Source organism: Oceanimonas doudoroffii, from assembly GCF_002242685.1.
Taxonomy (GTDB): Bacteria; Pseudomonadota; Gammaproteobacteria; order Enterobacterales; family Aeromonadaceae; genus Oceanimonas; species Oceanimonas doudoroffii.
On the sequence record NZ_NBIM01000001.1, the window covers coordinates 352089 to 368188 of the forward strand.

Here is a 16100-nt window from a genome sequence, read left to right on the forward strand (position 1 = left end):
GCATGAGCGGGCCACTTACTCATGCCATTGGGCATATTCAAGGAAGGAGAGTCTCATCATGAGAAAACTGATCACCGCCACCCTGCTGGGCAGTGTCCTGGCATCCACACCGGCCCTGGCCGAGACCATCAACCTCAAGGTCATCGGGCAACCGCTGGCCACCGGCCTTATTCAGAAAAACAAGGAGCAGCCATTTTTTGAAAACCTGGCCGAAAACACCGGTCTGCCGATCAAGGTCAACTACAAGCCCCTGGACACGACCGGCATCAAGGACGTGGAGCAGCTCAGGGTACTGAAGTCCGGCCTGTTCGATCTTATTTCATTGCGTATGTCCCAGGTATCCCGGGACGAGCCCACCATTCTGGGTCTGGATCTGGTCGGCCTGAACCCTAACTTCGAGCAGGGCCGCAAGGTGGTGGCCGCCTACAAGGACACGGTGGATCAGCGTCTGCAGGAGCGCTTCAACACCAAACTGCTGGGGGTCTGGCCCTTTGGCCCTCAGGTGCTGTTCTGTAACCACCCCATCAACAGCCTGGAAGACGTCAAGGGCCTGAAGGTGCGGGTGTATGACCAGAACCTGGCCCAGTTTGTGGAGTCCGTGGGCGGCGTGCCGGTGCCGGTGGCCTTTGGCGACGTACACCAGAGTCTGGCGCTGGGCATGATTGAGTGTGCCATTACCGGTCCCAGCTCGGCCAATTCCGCCGGCTGGCCGGAAGTGACCACCCACATGCTGCCCCTGGGCTTCCAGCTGGCGCTGAACGGCTATGGCATCAACCTCAAGGCCTGGAACAAGCTGGACGAACAGCAGCAGCAGACCCTGCAGGCCGCCTTTGACGAGCTGAACGAGGAAATCTGGCGCTACTCCGAAGAACTGTTCCTGGATGCCAGCCGCTGTAACGTGGGTGAGCAGCCCTGTGACACCGGCAAGTCCTTCAACCTGGTGGAAGTACCGGTGAACGAGGCCGACCTGGCCACCGTGGCCAATACCGTGACTCAGGTGTCTTACCCGACCTGGGCCGAGCAGTGCGACAAGTCCAATGCGCAATGTTCCGCCAACTGGAAACGGGACCTGGCGGATATCGTGGGCCTGTAACCCTTAACAACGCCGGCCTGTGCCGGCGTTGTTGTCTGATGAGATTTCAAGTGGATCGGTTGGCGATATGGGCCTCGCCGGTCCCACGTCCGGCAACAGGGTGATGGCTGCCCTGGCGCCGGTGACAAGGAGACGTTGACATGAAGCGCATAGAGCAAATGGCCAGCATGGCCTTTGGCGGCATGTTTCTGCTGTTGTCGCTGATGATTGCGGTAGAGACCCTGCTGCGCAAGTTTTTCAAGATATCCCTGCAGGGGGTCGATGAGCTGAGCGGTTACGCCCTGGCGGTAGGCGCCACCCTGGCGTTCACCATCGCCCTGTTCGGACGGGCGCACATGCGCATCGACATTTTTCACGAGCGGCTGCCCAAAGGTCTGCAGAGCGTGCTGAATTGGCTTTCCGCCCTGTTCATGTGCGGCCTGGGCCTGTTTATGGTGTGGGTGTGCGTGAATGTGGTGCTGGAAACCCTGGACTACGGCAGCACCTCCCAGACGCCCTGGGCGACCCCGCTGATTTATCCGCAGAGCGTGTGGATGGCGGGCCTGGCGGTATTTGCCCTGGTGGCCCTGGGCTATGGCCTGCGCGCCAGCTGGCTGTTGGCTTCTGGCCGGCACCAGACACTGAACAATGAATTCAACCCCAAGGGGGTGAGTGAAGAGCTGAAGGAAGAGCTGGAAGATTTTGCCCAGCGCCAGCAGCAACAGGATCAAGCGACCGCGGCACAGAAGCTGGCCGGGGAGGGTGCGTAATGACTGTAACCACAGTTTTTATCGGCTTTTTCGCCATGCTCGGCATGTTGTTGCTGGGCGTTCCCATCGCCGTGGCCATGGCCCTGATTGGGGTGATTGGTGGCATCATGGTGTTCGATTGGACTTTTATGGACTCTATCGGTGCCGTCGTCTGGAGCGTGCACAACGAGGCGCTGCTGACCGCCATTCCGCTGTTCATTCTGCTGGGCGAGCTGCTGCTGCGCAGTGGAATTGCCGACAAGATGTTTCTGTCCATGGCGGCCTGGTTGGGCCGGTTGCCAGGTGGTCTGCTGCACACCAACATCGGCTCCTGTGCGCTGTTTGCCGCCACCTCCGGCTCCTCGGTGGCCACCGCCGCCACCATCGGCACGGTAGCGCTGCCGTCGCTGCAGGAGCGCAAGTACTGCATGCGCCAGTCCCTGGGCAGTCTGGCCGCCGGCGGCACCCTGGGGATCCTTATTCCGCCCAGCGTCAACATGCTGATCTACGGCTCGCTCACCAACAACTCCATCGGCAAGCTGTTTATGGCGGGTCTTATTCCCGGTGTCATGCTGAGTCTACTGTTCATGGTGTATATCGCCTTTGCCAACCGGGGTCAGGGCAGTGTGCGGGAAGAAAAGCTGAGCCTGTCCGAAAAGCTGCGCCTGTCCCGCCATCTGATCCCGCCGGCGGTGGTGTTCGGCATCGTCATGGGCAGCATCTACAGCGGCCTGGCCACCGCCACCGAGTCGGCCGCCCTGGGGGTGATGACCGCACTCTGGTTTGCCTGGCGCTCCGGCAAGCTGTCGCTGACCTTCCTGCAGGAATGTTTTGTACAGACCGCGCGCATTACCGGCATGATTTTGCTTATCATCACCGCCGCCTTCGTACTTAACCTGACCATCAGCCTGACCGGGGTGGTGGATGAACTGACCGCCTGGGTGACTTCCTTTGGTCTCAGTGTGACCGGTTTGCTGCTCATTCTCATTCTGTTCTACCTGGCCCTGGGCATGTTTATGGACGTGCTGTCCATGCAGGTGCTGACCATTCCCATCACCTATCCCATCGTGACCGCTCTGGGTGTGGATCCCATCTGGTACGGCGTGTTTGTGGTACTGATGTGCGAGCTGGCGCTGATCACGCCGCCGGTGGGCATGAACCTGTTCGTGGTGCAGAGTGTGCGCAAGGACGGCGGCAATATCAGCGATGTGATGTGGGGCGTGGTGCCGTTCATCCTGATCATGATGCTGTTCACCTTCAGTCTGATGATGTTCCCGGAGATTGCCCTGTGGCTGCCCAACCTGATGTAACCCAAAGCTGGCGCCTCGGCGCCCTTGAGCTGGCGGCGGCTTATGCCGCCGGCACCCTGACCCCGCTGGCGGTGGTCGAGGCGCTGGGCGAGCGTATCGCCCGGCTCAACCCTGAGCTTAATGCATTTATCACTTTTAACCCGGCGGCCGCTGAGGAAGCGGCCGCCGCCACCGCGCGCTGGGCCGAGGGCCGGCCCCTGAGCCCGTTGGATGGCGTGCCGCTGACGGTCAAGGATCACCTCAACACGCAAGGGCTGGCCACTACCTGGGGTAACCGGGCCCTGGCCGGCAATATCGCTAGCGAAGACGAGCTGGCGGTGTCCCGCTGCCGGGCCGCCGGGCTGGTGATCCTGGGCAAGACTAACGTGCCCGAGTTCACCCTGGAAGGCTATACCGACAACCCCCTGTTCGGCGTGACCCGTAACCCCTGGAACCCGGCGCTGACCCCCGGCGGCTCCAGCGGCGGCGCGGTGGCGGCCCTGGCCGCCGGCCTGGGGCCACTGGCGCTGGGCACCGACGGCGGCGGCTCCATTCGCCGGCCGGCGTCTCATACCGGCCTGGTGGGGCTCAAGCCTTCCATCGGTGCCGTGGCCCGGGTCGGCAGCCTGCCTCAGGTGATGCTCGACTTTGAAGTAGTGGGGCCGCTGGCCCGCAGTGCCGCTGATGCCGAAGCCCTGTATCGCATTATCAGTGGCCCCGATGTGCGGGACCCGGCGTCCTGGCGCACTCGTCCCGAGGCACCGGCCGGCAAGCTTCGCATTCACTATGTGCCCCGTTTTGGTGACCAGCCCTTGCATGCCGAGATTGCCGGGAACGTGGAGCAGGCGCTGGCGGTGTTTGCGCGCCAGGGCCATCAAGTTACCCGGGGTGAGCTGCCGTTTTCCCTTGAGCCGGTGGACAAGTTCTGGCCCATGCTGGGTGCTGCGGCGGTGGCGGCCATTTTCCGTGCCTTTCCCGAAACCGAGCCCGAGGCCGCCGGGCGTTTTCGCGATATGGCCGGGCAGGGCAGGCAACTGTCGGCCTCCGATTATCTGTGTGGCCTGGACGGCATTCGCCGCTTTCGCCGTACCGTGGCCGAGGCCTTTGTTGATATCGACATCATCGTCACGCCCTCGGCGGCGGCCCTGCCCTGGCCGGCGGAGCAACCTTATCCGGGCGAGATTGACGGCCGGCCGGTGGGCCCCCGGGGTCACGCCATTTATACCGGCTGGGTCAATGCCTGCGGCCATCCGGCCATCAATTTGCCGGCGGCGCCCTCGGCGGCTGGCCTGCCTATCGGCTTTCAGCTGGTGGCCGGAATGAGCCAGGATGAGCTGCTGCTGCGGCTGGCGGCGGACTATGAACGGGAAAGTGGACGGGGCTGGCAATGGCCGGCGCTGGCAGAAACCAAATAACAGGATGAGCACCATGGAACAACAAGTACAACAGCAACAACAGATTCAGCAGGCGGTGGCCCGGGTGCTGGCCGCTTACGAGAGCGGGACCCAGTTCGAGGCCGGTGAGGGGCCGAAAACCGTGCAGCAGGCCTACGCCATTCAGGATGGCGTGGCCCGCCACCTGTGGCCGGCCGAGCGCACGCACTGCTGGAAGGTGGGGTCCCCCAACCGGGATACCGAACCCTACAGTGCGCCCATTCCGCCCCAGAAGGTGTATGACAGCGGTGAGAGCCTTAATGGCGCCGATTTTCACATGATTGGTATCGAGGCGGAGCTGGCCTTTCGAGTCACCCAGGCCCTGCCGGTGCGTGCCCAGGCCTACAACGGGCAGGAAGTGCGCGCGGCGCTGGGCGAGCTGTGCGTGACCCTGGAGCTGGTGGATACCCGGCTGCGAGAATGGCAGCAAACCAGTGCCCTGTGGCGACTGGCCGACAACCAGATCAGCGGCGGCCTGGTGGTGGGCAGCGGCATTGAAGACTGGCAGGACCGGGATCTGGCGCTGCAGCCGGTGCAGCTGACCGTGAACGGCGAGGTGCTGGCGGACAAAAGCGGCGGTCATCCCCTGGGCGACCCCACCATGCTGCTGACCTGGGCGGTCAATCATCTGGTGGCGCGCAACCAGGGGCTTCAGCCTGGCGATCTGATCACCACCGGCAGCTGGACCGGCATGAAGTTTATCGAGCCCTGCGCCGATATTCGGGCGGTGTTCCCCGGCATTGGCGGGGTAGCCCTGTCTATCGCATAAGGTGAATTAAAAGGCGCCGTGCTGCCCGATAAGGAGGATATTATCGCCTGGTTACTGCCCGGCGGCCTGTGTGCCGCCATCATGCTGGCCCTGCTGCTGCCGGGCCCCGGTGTCTGGCTGGCCCAGTGGCAGCCGCTGCCCTGGCTGGTGGCGGTGATCTTTCTGGTCAATGGCCTGCAGACTCGAGTGCATGAACTCAGGCCCGAAGCGGGCTTTGGCCGAGTATTCGGCCTTGCACTGGTTATCAGCCTGCTGCTGTCCCCCCTGTTGGGGGCACTGCTGTATCACTTCAGCGGGTTGGCGCCGGGCCTGGCGCTCGGCCTGCTGGTGGTGTCTGTGGTGCCGCCGACCCTGTCGTCCTGCGTGGTGCTGACCCGGCTCAGCGGCGGCAATGCCCAGTGGTCGCTGTTTATGACCCTGGGGCTGAATCTGCTGGGTATTATCACCATTCCGTTGATGCTGAGCCTGCTGATCGGCAGCAGTGGTGTGCTGTCACCCTGGCCCTTGCTGCACAAGCTGTCGCTGATGGTACTGCTGCCCTTTGTGCTGGGTATGGTACTGCGGCGGCTGCTGGGGGCCAGGGTGGTGCGGCGCTGGATGACGGTGGTGCCGACCCTGAGTGTGGTCACCACTGCCTGGATCACCCTGTCTACCAGCCGGCCGGCCCTGCTGGCGTTGGAAGGGGTGGACTTACTGGCGCTGGCGGCCTGGTCGCTGCTGTTGCACGGTATTCTGCTGGCGCTGTGCCGGCTGGCGGGCAGGGGACTGGCCCGACCGGCACGGCTGGCGCTGCTGTTTACCGCCGCCCAGAAAACCACGCCGGTGGCGGTCAGCGTGCTGGTGGCCATGAGTGCCGCACAGGGCCTGGCGGTAGTGGCCTGCCTGGTGTTTCACTTTCTGCACATGCTGGCCGACGCCCTGCTGGCGTCGCGCATTGCGGCACGCACGGCGGCCATGGTTCGCGCCGAGGCTTAATGTTCGGCGCTGAAGGTACAGTAAAACCGGGTCGCCTCCCGACCCGAGGTCACTTCAACGGGCGCCTGGTGACCGTCAAGAATGGCCTTGACCAGGGCCAGCCCCAGGCCATGGCCCGGGCTGTGGCGGCTGCGATCGGCCCGGTACAGCCGTTCAAAAATATGGGGCAGATCGGCCTCGCTGATGCCCATGCCAGTGTCTTCCACGATCACTTCGATGGCGCTGCCCTGGCGCCGGGCCAGCAGTTTGACCTCACCTCCCGCCGGCGTGTACTTGATGGCGTTGTCGAGCAGGTTGGCAAAGGCCTGGCTCAGGGCCTGGGGATCACCGTGGATCACCAGCTCCGGTGCCAGCTCGGTGGTCAGGGTGATCTCCTTGTCTTCGGCGGCGAGTTCGTACAGCTCGGCCACTTCTTCCAGCAGCCGGCTCAGGTCGCAGGGCTCGAGCCGGGCCGGGTCCAGCCCCTGCTCGGCAGCGGTGATCGCCAGCAGGTAACCGAGCTGGGCCTCCATGCGCTGGTTTTCTTCGGCGCAGTCGAGCAGGCTGTCGTACCAGTGTTGCGGCGCCTTGCTGGCCAGCGCCTGCTCCAGGCTCAGGCGCTGACGGGTAAGGGGGGTGCGCAGATCGTGTGCGGCACTGTCCAGGGCGTGGCGCAGCCCGCTGACCAGGCGGTGGATTCGGGCCATCTGCTGGTTGAACAGCAGGATCAGCTGGCCGAGTTCGGTGTGTGTTGAGGCGGTTTGTGGCACCGGGCGGTCGAGGCCGTCCCGTTGCAGGCTGCCGATGCGGTGAATCAGGGCGCGAATGGGACGCAGGGTGCGTCGGGTGAGCCAGGCAACCAGCCCCAGGCTGATCAGCAGCATGGGCAGCAGCAGTTGCAGCATGGTCTGACGGTAGCGGGCCAGATCCTGCTGCCGAGGCTGGGCCGACAGCGCCACCTGCAGCCGGTAACCGTCAAGCTGGCGGCCCTGGTGCCAGCTGCCGTCGGCGAGTTGGCCGTCGACCTCGGCCGGCAGGGCGGGGCCGGCGCTGAACAGCAATTGTTGCGCTCGATCGCTGAAGCGCACCCGGTAGTGGCTCAGCAGCAAAAACTCCCGATCCCGCTCCAGCACGTGCAGCAGCTTGTCGGGGCCGGCGTCGGAGCTTACCCGCTGGTAGTTGTCGAGCAGGGTGGTCACCAGCTGGCGATCCTTGTCGAGCAGGCGTTTACCCAGCAGGTGATCGCCGGCCAGCAGCAGGCCGCCGGTCACCAGGGTCATCAGCACCAGGTACCAGAGGGTGAGGGTCAAGCCGGTGGTAAAGCGGGGATTAATCGGCGCGCAGGACATAGCCAATGCCTCTCAGGGTATGCAGCAGTTTTTGGGTCTGGCCCTTGTCGATTTTATTGCGCAGCCGGCATACCAGCACGTCCACCACGTTGGTCTGGGGATCAAAGCGATAATCCCAGACCCGCTCGAGAATCTGGGTGCGGGATACCACCCGGCCCTGGTGACGCAGCAGCAGCTCCAGCAGCACCAGCTCCCGGGGTTGCAGTGCCAGCCGCTGGTCGCCGCGCCAGGCCAGCTTGCGCGCTGGATCCAGACGCATATCCGCCAGTCGCAGCAGGTCCAGAGCCGGTGTCGGCTGGCACCGGCGCAGCAGCACTTCAATGCGTGCCAGCAGCTCGCTGAAGGCAAAGGGCTTGGTCAGGTAGTCGTCGCCGCCGAGGCGCAGTCCCTGCACCCGGTCGTCCACCGAACGGCGTGCGCTCAGCAGCAAAATAGGGAAGTCGGCCCCCTGGCCTCGCCATTCCTGCACCAGCTCAAGGCCATCCTGGCCTGGCAGCATGATATCGACAATGGCAAGGGCGGGAGCCTGTTCCAGGGCCTGCCAGGCGGCTTCTTCGGCCCGGCTGCAGTGCTGCACCCGGTAGCCCTGCTCGGTGAGGCCGCGGGTAAGAAAGGCGGCAATTTTGGCGTCATCTTCAACCAGCAACAGCTCCATGGCCTGGGTCTCCGTGGTGTGTATCGCGGTTATTGTACCGCCATCGGGCGAAGCGGCCATGAACCTTTCCATTCTGTAATGCAGCGGCAAGGTGAGGGCAAGGCAGGTTGGTTAAAGTCATCGGGACATCAACAAGGAGATGTATCATGAAAAAAGTTCTCGCCGTACTGGCCCTGGCCAGCCTGGGTGTTCAGGCCCAGACCATTGCTACCCCGGTACTGACCACCGATACCGCTCTCAAACTGGTGAGCGAAGGTATCGGCCAGTGTGCCAAAGACGGCTATAACGTCACCGTGGCCGTGGTGGATCGCAGCGGTGCCCTCAAGGCGCTGGCACGCAATGAAAACGCCGGCCCGCACACCCTGGAAAGCGCTCGTAAAAAGGCCTTTACCTCGGCCTCCATGGGGGTGGTCACCGCTGATCTGGCCAACAACATCGCCGACAAGCCGGCCCTGTTCGGGCTGCGGGAAATGCACCCCGACATGCTGATCCTGGGCGGCGGCCTGCCGATCCGAATCAATGATCAATTGGTGGGTGGCATCGGCATCGGCGGCGCCCCGGGCGGCCACCTGGATCAGGCCTGTGCCGATGCCGCCCTCAAGGCGGTGCTTAAGTGAAGTCGGCAGGGCGATCTATGCCTGACCGCTCAGCCAGTTCATCAGGGCGTCTTCCGGCATGGGACGGGCGCGTAAAAAACCCTGATAGGCGGGGCAACCCAGCAGCCTGAGCTGGCTGCGTTGGGGCTCGGTCTCCACCCCTTCCGCCACCACCGCGAGTTGCAGCTGGCGTGCCAGCTGCAAAATGCAGGCAATAATGGCCCTGTCCCTGGGATGGGTGTCGATATGGCGAATAAAGGCGCGATCCAGCTTGAGCTCGTCTACCGGCAGTTCCCTCAGGTAGGCAAAGGAAGAATAACCGGTGCCGAAGTCGTCAATGGACAGCAGGCAGCCCAGCTCCTTGAGCCGGGCCATGCGCTGGCGGCTTTCGTCCAGGTTTTCCAGAATGACCCCTTCGGTCACTTCCAGGATCAGACGGTGACGGCAGCCGGGAAAGCGTTGCAGCAGGGTTTCCATACGGCTGACAAAGTCCGGGCTGTGAAAGTGGCGGGCACTGATATTGACCGACAGTCGCACCGGGCCGCTGTTGTGCTCGCGCCAGTGTTGCAGCCGCGCGCAGGCCCGCTGCAGCACCCAGTCACCGATCTCGCAGATCAGCGAGGTTTCTTCGGCCACCGGAATAAAGAGTCCGGGCGGTATCGGGGCCTGCCCCGGTGGCTGCCAGCGCAGCAGGGCTTCCGCCCCCAGCACCCTGTCCTGCTCAAGGCTGAGCTGGGGCTGAAAGTGCAGTTCCAGCTCTTCATTTCTCAGCGCCTGCTGCAGGGCGTTGGACAGCTGCAGCCGTTCCTGAATTTCTTCGGCCATCTCCCGGTTGAAAAACACATGGCTGCCGGGGGCGATGCGTTTGGCCATATGGCTGGCGGTGTCGGCCTGACGCAGATATTCCTCATGGCCGGCATCGCTGAGCGGGAACAGGCTGATGCCGGCGCTGGCGCTGACGTGCAGGCGCAGGCCACTGATTTCAAAAGGCAGCGCAAAGAGTTCCCGAAGCCCCTTGGCAATCTGTTCGGCACGGGTCTTGGCGGTGGTGTAACCGTGGCCCAGGTTGGGGCACAGCAGCACGAATTCGTCGCTGGCAATGCGTGCCAGGCTGACCCCGTCCAGGCCTACACAAAAGCGGGTCAGCCGCTCAGCCACCTGCACCAGCAGTGCGTCGCCCACCGCATAACCGAGGGAGTTGTTGATGTTCTTGAAGTCGTCGAGATCCAGCAGCAACAGGGCCCCACGGCTGGCACCCTGGCCGGCCAGGGTCACGATATCGCGAATGTGCTCCACCATGAAGCGACGGTTGTGCAGGCCGGTCAGTTCGTCGCCATACGCCATTTTTTCAATGCGGTGCCGGTTGGCCTGCTGCTCGGAAATGTCTTCGACATGATAGACGTAGTGGGTAATGCCCAGTCCGTCACGAATTTTGCTGACCCGTACATTGACCGGCAGGGGCTGGCCGTCGGTACGCAGCAGTTGCTGTTCGCCCTGCCACCAGCCGGTACGCTCCAGGGCCTGTATGATGTTGTCCACTTCATAGACGCCGGGCATGTCGGCCCGCAAGGCCAGCAGTGACATGTCGGTCAGCTCGGCGGTGGTCAGGCCGCACAGGCGGGCAAAGGCCTGGTTGGCCTGCTGAATGCGCATCTGGCTGTCCGCAATAAAAATCCCTTCCCGGGCTTCAAAGGCGGTGGCAGTAACCATCAGCCCTTCCTGCATGCGACGCTGACGCAGTTCGGCGCCGACCCTGGGCTCCAGCCCTTGCAGCAGGGCCTGCAGTGACGCCGGTTGCGTCAGTGGCCGGTCAAACAACAGCGCCAGGGTGCCGAGGGGACTGCCGTCTTCATGGCGCAGCGCCAGGCCGGCATAGCCCTGAATGTGGGCTTCGGTTAGCCGCTTGTCATCGGGAAACTGGGTCGCCACATCGGTGGTAAACAGGCGCACCGGCTCGCCGGTTTCCAAGGTCATGGCGCAGGGCGTGTGGGCCAGGTGATAGCTGAAGGGCGGACACAACTGCCCCTGACGGCTGCAGGCCAGCACGCGAATCGTGTCTGCCTGGCGGGGCTTGAGGCCGACCAGGGCGGTGTGGGCCCCGGTCAGCCCGACCAGTTGCAGCATCAACTGGTTAAAAAAGTCCTGGCCGGTGTGGCGGCACAAGAGTGGCGTCAGCCGGGTCATGAGCTCGCCGTCGGGAACTGGCCCCGCGGGCAGGGTGGCGGTCAGCTCCGGGGCCCTGGCGAGGTGGGTGGCCAGGGCCGCTACAAACTGCATGTCGCTGGCGCTCATGGCCGGGTGGGGACGGGCATATTCCAGGCTGAGCAGGCCGGCGGTGCCAGGCGTAAAGGGCAGGGGCACGTCGAGCCGATGGTGAATGCTGTCGGCGCTCAGGTAGTCAAAGGCCGCGAGCAGGGGCTGGCCGGCACAGTGACTGTAGCTGAGACCACCCCGTTGATGCAGGGTGCGCAGGTAGCGCCGGTCGGCCCGCACCGGACGCAGGGCAAACGGCAACCCCTGGCTGTAGATCGGACGCAGCAGTTCGTCTGCCTCGTAATGGCGCCAGATAATGATGCGATCCGGCCGCAACCGGCTGAACAACAGATCGGCCAGCTCCGCCAGCCGGGCGTCCCGCTCTGTGCCCAGGGCGCGGTGCAAGCGCCATTCCAGCAGGCCCAGCTCGTCCAGGTGTTCGTTCTGGGAGACATCGGCGCTCAGCAGCCAGTTGTCGTGTTCAACCGGGGCCAGGTGACACTGCCAGCGGCGGCCATTCACCGTCAGCCCCAGTTGCGTGGCCTGCCTGGCGTGGCAGGCCTGCTCCAGCCGTTGCCGATCGTGTTCATTCAGTCGTTCCAGCAGGGACTGCTCTGCATTTGGCATCGTCAGGCCGGCGGGCAGGGCGGTCAACGGGTAAAGATGGAACTGGGGATCCAGCCTGAAAAAGCACAGGGTGTGCTGGGCCTGGGGCAACGCAGGCAACGACATGATGATGACATCCTTGTTCTTGTTATGGTCATGGCGCGTCATGATGACGGGGGCTGGTTTCATTGTAAACCAGGTGGCCGCCACTCATTTAATTTAGTTGTTTCTAAATTAGATTTATCTTTTAATGATGACTGATGTGTTGTCACACAGGAGACCGAGAATGAGTGGCATTGAATATGGAAGCGCCCTGGGAGGGGGTATCTTGATTGGCCTCGCCGCCTTGCTGTTGCTGCTGGTCGGTGGGCGTGTCGCCGGCATCAGCGGCATCGTGGCGGGTCTGGGGGGCGCCTCCGATAAAGGCTGGCGCCTGGCCTTTGTGACGGGGTTGATCACGGTGCCGCTGGCGGCCTTTGGTTTCAACCTGGCCGAGGCGGCACCGCTGCAGCATTATTCCCCCTGACGGCTGGTCCTAGCCGGTCTGTTGGTGGGGCTGGGAGCCCGGTTGGGCAATGGCTGCACCAGCGGCCACGGCATTTGTGGCCTGGGCCGGCGGTCACCCCGCTCGGTGGTGGCGGCTCTGGTGTTTATGGCGGCGGGCATGGCAACCGTGGCCCTGAGTGGACCGGGAGGCTGATCATGCTGATATTCATCGCCTTGTTGTCCGGCGCCCTGTTCGGACTCGGGTTACTGCTGTCGGGCATGATGAACCCGGAAAAAATACTGGGTTTTCTTGACCTGTTCGGGCAGTGGGATCCCACCCTGGCGCTGGTCATGGCCGGGGCCCTGGGCGTGTTTGCCCCCGGTTATTGGTGGTTTCGCCGGCAAGGTCGAGGACACTGCGTGCTGGGCGACTCGCTGCCCGAGGTGCCGGCCGCCCGTTTTGATCGCAAATTGTGGTTCGGTGCCCTGCTGTTTGGCATTGGCTGGGGACTGGCGGGCATCTGCCCCGGGCCGGCCCTGGGACTGCTGGCCAGTCTGCAATGGCAGGCCGGCCTGTTTGTGGCCGCCATGATCGCCGGCTTCTGGCTGGTGGGGCGGCTGCAAAAAAACTGAAGCCAGTTCCCATCGTTTGTAGCACCGTATTCTCTCGTCGGCCAAAGCGTACTGCTTCGCCGGCACGCCGTGAATACTTCCCTGTAGGCCCCACTGCGCCATTCATGGCATGTGACGAGCGTTACAGGGAGGTACTTGAAGCGTGTCGGCGGAGCGCAACCGCGCTGTTGCTTCGCATTGCGCTCTCTTCACTGTTTTACTGCTGTTTCAGATAATCCAGCACCACCTCGTGGTGATCCTTGGTCTTGAACTTGTTGAATACCTTGGTGACGATGCCGTTTTCGTCCACCAGAAAGCTGATGCGGTGAATGCCGTCGTATTCCTTGCCCATAAACTTCTTCGGGCCCCATACGCCAAAGGCGTCGGCCACGGCGTGATCTTCATCGGACAACAGGGTGAAGTTAAGTCCGTCCTTTTCTTCAAATTTTTTCAGCCGCGCCACCGGATCGGGGCTGATGCCCAGCACCACCACCCCCAGTGCTTCAAGTTCGGCACGGCTGTCACGCAGGCCGCAGGCCTGTACCTTGCAGCCGGGAGTCATGGCCTTGGGATAGAAATACACCAGCACCTTTTTACCGCCGAAATCGCTCAGGCTCACGTCCTGGCCGTTCTGATCACAAAGGGTAAAGGCCGGGGCCTGGCTGCCTTCCTGCAGATAGCTCATTTGTTGTTTCCTGTGGTTGGTTTGCGTTTGAGACGAAAACTGTGGTGTTCGCAGTCCAGCTCTTCACACAGCCGGGCAAACACGGCCTGTGCCTCGTCATCGGTGAGGGCTTCCGGCAGGTTAAGCTGAAAATGGGCCTGGAACTTGCCGCAGTGCTCACCGGTGAGGGTCTGGTTCTGCATGGCCTGAATGTCCCAGCCGGCATCGCTGAAAAACTGGGTGCAGCGATTAACGATACCTGGCCTGTCGGTCAGCACGATGTCGGCGTCGGCGTTCAGCACATAGCTGGGTTGAGTGAACACCTGCGTGCGTTTCATCATGGTGATCAGTTGCTGGCTCTGGCCAAACAGTGGCAGGGTGGTTTCCAGCCGGGTGATCTGGTTCCAACTGCCCGACAGCAGCAGAATAAAGGTGAACTCGTTGCCGAAGATGCCCAGCCGGCTGTCGACGATATTGCAGCCGCAATCGGAAACATGGCGGGCCACTTCGTTTACGATGCCGGCTCTGTTTTCGCCTATGGCGGTCACCACGAGATGATGGGTCATCGGCCGTCCGAATAAAGCTGTGGAAGGGAGCGTCATGGTAGCATAAAAGCCGCTTGGCTCCAGTGCCTCTCTTGTATTCCGGTTAACCGGCCACTACCATAGCGCTTCTTTCCCAGATAACGGAGCCGGCCCATGTTCAGTGGCAGCATAGTGGCGCTCATTACTCCCATGACCCCGTCGGGTGAAGTGGACTTTGTCAGCCTGCGCCGGCTGGTGGATTACCACATGGCGGCGGGCACCCATGCCATCGCCCCCATGGGCACCACCGGCGAGTCACCGACTTTGAGCACCGCCGAGCATCTGGATGTGGTGCGCGCCGTGGTGGAGCAGGCCGATGGCCGCCTTCCGGTGATCGGCGGCTGCGGCTCCAACAATACCCGTCAGGCCATTCGCCTGAGCCGCGCTATGGAAGACATGGGTGTGGCGGCCGGCCTGTCGGTCACCCCCTATTACAACCGGCCGTCTCAGGCCGCCCTGCTGGCCCACTACACCGCCATTACCGAAGCCAGCGGCCTGCCGCAAATCCTGTATAACGTGCCCGGACGCACCGGTTGTGACCTGTTGCCGGACACCGTTGGCCGACTGGCGGAACTTGCCGGAGTGATCGGTATCAAAGAAGCCAGCGGGCGTCTCGAACGAGTCAGTCAGCTGCGCGCCTGCTGCGGTGCTGACTTTCTGCTGTTCGGCGGCGACGACGAGCTGGCGCTGGATGTGATGCGGCTGGGCGGGCAGGGGGTGATTTCGGTCACCGCCAACGTCGCCGCCGCCGAGATGAGCGCCTTGATGAACGCAGCCCTGGCGGGCGACTGGGAGCAGGCCGAGGCGATTAACCGGCGGCTGCTGCCGCTGCATCGCGGGCTGTTTTGTGATACCAATCCTGTACCGGTGAAATGGGCCTGCGCCGAGCGCGGCCTGATTGACTCAGCGGTACCGCGTTTGCCCTTGATCTCCCTGAACCATTCGGGGCAGGAACGAGTAAGGGGCGCGTTGACAGAAGCCAACTTGAGGGCATGGATCCAAGCGTGAAAGCAACAACAATGATGACAGGCCTGCTGGCCGTGAGTGTACTGGCCGGCTGCAGCAACCCGGAAACCCGCAGCCAGGCAAACCGGGGATTTGACTATGAAACCGAATCGCTGCGCACCGCGCCGCTGCTGATCCCCGAGGGGCTGGAAGCACCGCGTTTCAACACCGAATACGTGATCCCCACCGATACGGTGCGCGGCGCCGTCGGCAAGGCACTCGACGTTCGTCCGCCCACTCAGGTGCTGCCGCTGGTGCGGGGCACCGAAGCCATGGATGAAGGCACCGGCCTGTGGTTTTACCAGCAGCGGCTGGATCAGCCCCTGGAGCGTGAGCTGACCCAGGCCCTGAGTGCCTTTTTTGAGCAGAGCGACGCCGAGCACAACACCGTCGCGGGCGGCTTTGAAAGCGACGGCGAGGCCATCGGTGCGCCCAAGCAACAGTTTCGCTGGCAGCTGACCCCGGATCCGGTGCGCCGGGCCGTAGGCATACAGGTGCAGGCCACCGAGGGGGCCGACCGCCTGGCCCAGGATCGGCTGCGGGCCGAGGCCTCCATGCTCAACGCCTTTTCACTGTCCTACCAGCAGGCGCTGAGCCGTCAGCAGGAACTGCTGGACCAGGGCCCGATTGCCCTGCGGCTGGACAGCGAACAGGCCCGGCTGTTGGCCGAACAGGGCTATGACCGCACCTGGAAGCGGCTGATCACCCTGCTGCCGAAGCTGGGCTTTGACATCAGCAATCGCCAGCAGGCGCTGGGTTATGTGGACGTGGAGTTTGACGGCCTGAGCAAGGGCGACTGGCGCGATCTCAAGCTGCCGGCACTGAGCATTCCCGAGCAGGAATACCGCATTCAGCTGGGAGATCAGGGTGAACTTACCAGCCTCACCCTGAGCGACAAGAACCGCGAGCCGGTGTCGGCCGAGGTGCTGAATGAGCTGGCCAACACCCTTGGCCCGGCCTTTGAGCGCAGCGATCTGGTGCGCTGAATGTTATGTAGGCCCGGCTGAAGCCGGGCCTACACGTT

At 63.2% G+C, this 16100-nt stretch carries 15 protein-coding genes and 1 pseudogene; 11 read left to right on the forward strand and 5 right to left on the reverse strand.

From position 1 onward, the window contains the following. Positions 1-58: 58 nt before the first annotated feature. The 6 genes from B6S08_RS01615 to B6S08_RS01640 all read left to right on the forward strand — a co-directional run bounded on the left by B6S08_RS01615 (position 59) and on the right by B6S08_RS01640 (position 6287). Positions 59-1093, forward strand: coding sequence for a TRAP transporter substrate-binding protein (locus B6S08_RS01615; protein ID WP_094199043.1), 1035 nt, complete (start codon positions 59-61; stop codon positions 1091-1093). A gap of 140 nt (positions 1094-1233) precedes the next feature. Beyond that, positions 1234-1842, forward strand: a complete 609-nt coding sequence (locus B6S08_RS01620) for a TRAP transporter small permease subunit (protein ID WP_094199044.1) — start codon at positions 1234-1236, stop codon at positions 1840-1842. Continuing rightward, positions 1842-3131: a TRAP transporter large permease gene (locus B6S08_RS01625; RefSeq protein WP_094199045.1), complete on the forward strand. Its 1290-nt coding sequence runs from the start codon at positions 1842-1844 to the stop codon at positions 3129-3131. Before B6S08_RS01620 ends, B6S08_RS01625 begins: the two co-directional genes overlap by 1 nt. Next, positions 3110-4525 carry an amidase gene (locus tag B6S08_RS01630; protein WP_094199046.1) on the forward strand — a complete coding sequence of 472 codons (1416 nt, stop codon included), beginning with the start codon at positions 3110-3112 and terminating at the stop codon, positions 4523-4525. The genes B6S08_RS01625 and B6S08_RS01630 overlap by 22 nt, the downstream gene beginning before the upstream one ends. 13 nt (positions 4526-4538) lie before the next feature. After that, positions 4539-5312, forward strand: a complete 774-nt coding sequence (locus B6S08_RS01635) for a 2-keto-4-pentenoate hydratase (RefSeq protein WP_169716354.1) — start codon at positions 4539-4541, stop codon at positions 5310-5312. Between the two features lie 18 nt (positions 5313-5330). Continuing rightward, positions 5331-6287, forward strand: coding sequence for a bile acid:sodium symporter (locus B6S08_RS01640; protein WP_245849789.1), 957 nt, complete (start codon positions 5331-5333; stop codon positions 6285-6287). Here the strand turns inward: B6S08_RS01640 and B6S08_RS01645 are convergent. Continuing rightward, positions 6284-7615 carry a sensor histidine kinase gene (locus B6S08_RS01645; RefSeq protein ID WP_094199048.1) on the reverse strand — a complete coding sequence of 444 codons (1332 nt, stop codon included), beginning with the start codon at positions 7613-7615 and terminating at the stop codon, positions 6284-6286. The genes B6S08_RS01640 and B6S08_RS01645 overlap by 4 nt on opposite strands. Continuing rightward, positions 7596-8330 carry a response regulator transcription factor gene (locus tag B6S08_RS01650; protein WP_240919735.1) on the reverse strand — a complete coding sequence of 245 codons (735 nt, stop codon included), beginning with the start codon at positions 8328-8330 and terminating at the stop codon, positions 7596-7598. The genes B6S08_RS01645 and B6S08_RS01650 overlap by 20 nt, the downstream gene beginning before the upstream one ends. 86 nt (positions 8331-8416) lie before the next feature. Between B6S08_RS01650 and B6S08_RS01655 the strand changes: the two genes are divergently transcribed. Next, complete coding sequence (locus B6S08_RS01655; protein WP_094199050.1) at positions 8417-8887, forward strand: GlcG/HbpS family heme-binding protein; 471 nt, start codon at positions 8417-8419, stop codon at positions 8885-8887. A 15-nt stretch (positions 8888-8902) separates the two neighbouring features. Here B6S08_RS01655 and B6S08_RS01660 read toward each other — a convergent pair whose 3' ends face one another. Beyond that, complete coding sequence (locus B6S08_RS01660) at positions 8903-11914, reverse strand: putative bifunctional diguanylate cyclase/phosphodiesterase (protein WP_245849790.1); 3012 nt, start codon at positions 11912-11914, stop codon at positions 8903-8905. Positions 11915-12011: 97 nt separating this feature from the next. On the opposite strand from B6S08_RS01660, the pseudogene B6S08_RS01665 reads away from it, so the two are divergent. After that, positions 12012-12425 (forward strand): annotated as a pseudogene (locus B6S08_RS01665) (YeeE/YedE family protein). Positions 12426-12427: 2 nt separating this feature from the next. Then, complete coding sequence (locus B6S08_RS01670) at positions 12428-12844, forward strand: DUF6691 family protein (RefSeq protein WP_094199051.1); 417 nt, start codon at positions 12428-12430, stop codon at positions 12842-12844. Positions 12845-13040: 196 nt separating this feature from the next. Here B6S08_RS01670 and bcp read toward each other — a convergent pair whose 3' ends face one another. Beyond that, positions 13041-13508: a thioredoxin-dependent thiol peroxidase gene (gene bcp, locus B6S08_RS01675; protein ID WP_094199052.1), complete on the reverse strand. Its 468-nt coding sequence runs from the start codon at positions 13506-13508 to the stop codon at positions 13041-13043. After that, positions 13505-14053: a glycine cleavage system transcriptional repressor gene (locus B6S08_RS01680; RefSeq protein ID WP_094199053.1), complete on the reverse strand. Its 549-nt coding sequence runs from the start codon at positions 14051-14053 to the stop codon at positions 13505-13507. The genes bcp and B6S08_RS01680 overlap by 4 nt, the downstream gene beginning before the upstream one ends. Positions 14054-14185: 132 nt before the next feature. Here B6S08_RS01680 and dapA point away from each other — a divergent pair, with 132 nt between their 5' ends. Further along, positions 14186-15079, forward strand: a complete 894-nt coding sequence (gene dapA, locus B6S08_RS01685) for a 4-hydroxy-tetrahydrodipicolinate synthase (RefSeq protein WP_094199054.1) — start codon at positions 14186-14188, stop codon at positions 15077-15079. Further along, complete coding sequence (gene bamC, locus B6S08_RS01690) at positions 15076-16062, forward strand: outer membrane protein assembly factor BamC (protein WP_245849791.1); 987 nt, start codon at positions 15076-15078, stop codon at positions 16060-16062. The genes dapA and bamC overlap by 4 nt, the downstream gene beginning before the upstream one ends. Positions 16063-16100: the final 38 nt, after the last annotated feature.

Bases quoted from the DNA above. Each gene is read 5' to 3' on its own strand.
- B6S08_RS01615 (WP_094199043.1), top strand. From the start codon at position 59: ATGAGAAAACTGATCACCGCCACCCTGCTGGGCAGTGTCCTGGCATCC.
- B6S08_RS01620 (WP_094199044.1), top strand. From the start codon at position 1,234: ATGAAGCGCATAGAGCAAATGGCCAGCATGGCCTTTGGCGGCATGTTT.
- B6S08_RS01625 (WP_094199045.1), top strand. From the start codon at position 1,842: ATGACTGTAACCACAGTTTTTATCGGCTTTTTCGCCATGCTCGGCATG.
- B6S08_RS01635 (WP_169716354.1), top strand. From the start codon at position 4,539: ATGGAACAACAAGTACAACAGCAACAACAGATTCAGCAGGCGGTGGCC.
- B6S08_RS01645 (WP_094199048.1), bottom strand. From the start codon at position 7,615: ATGTCCTGCGCGCCGATTAATCCCCGCTTTACCACCGGCTTGACCCTC.
- B6S08_RS01650 (WP_240919735.1), bottom strand. From the start codon at position 8,330: ATGGCCGCTTCGCCCGATGGCGGTACAATAACCGCGATACACACCACG.
- B6S08_RS01655 (WP_094199050.1), top strand. From the start codon at position 8,417: ATGAAAAAAGTTCTCGCCGTACTGGCCCTGGCCAGCCTGGGTGTTCAG.
- B6S08_RS01660 (WP_245849790.1), bottom strand. From the start codon at position 11,914: ATGAAACCAGCCCCCGTCATCATGACGCGCCATGACCATAACAAGAAC.
- B6S08_RS01670 (WP_094199051.1), top strand. From the start codon at position 12,428: ATGCTGATATTCATCGCCTTGTTGTCCGGCGCCCTGTTCGGACTCGGG.
- bcp (WP_094199052.1), bottom strand. From the start codon at position 13,508: ATGAGCTATCTGCAGGAAGGCAGCCAGGCCCCGGCCTTTACCCTTTGT.
- B6S08_RS01680 (WP_094199053.1), bottom strand. From the start codon at position 14,053: ATGACCCATCATCTCGTGGTGACCGCCATAGGCGAAAACAGAGCCGGC.
- dapA (WP_094199054.1), top strand. From the start codon at position 14,186: ATGTTCAGTGGCAGCATAGTGGCGCTCATTACTCCCATGACCCCGTCG.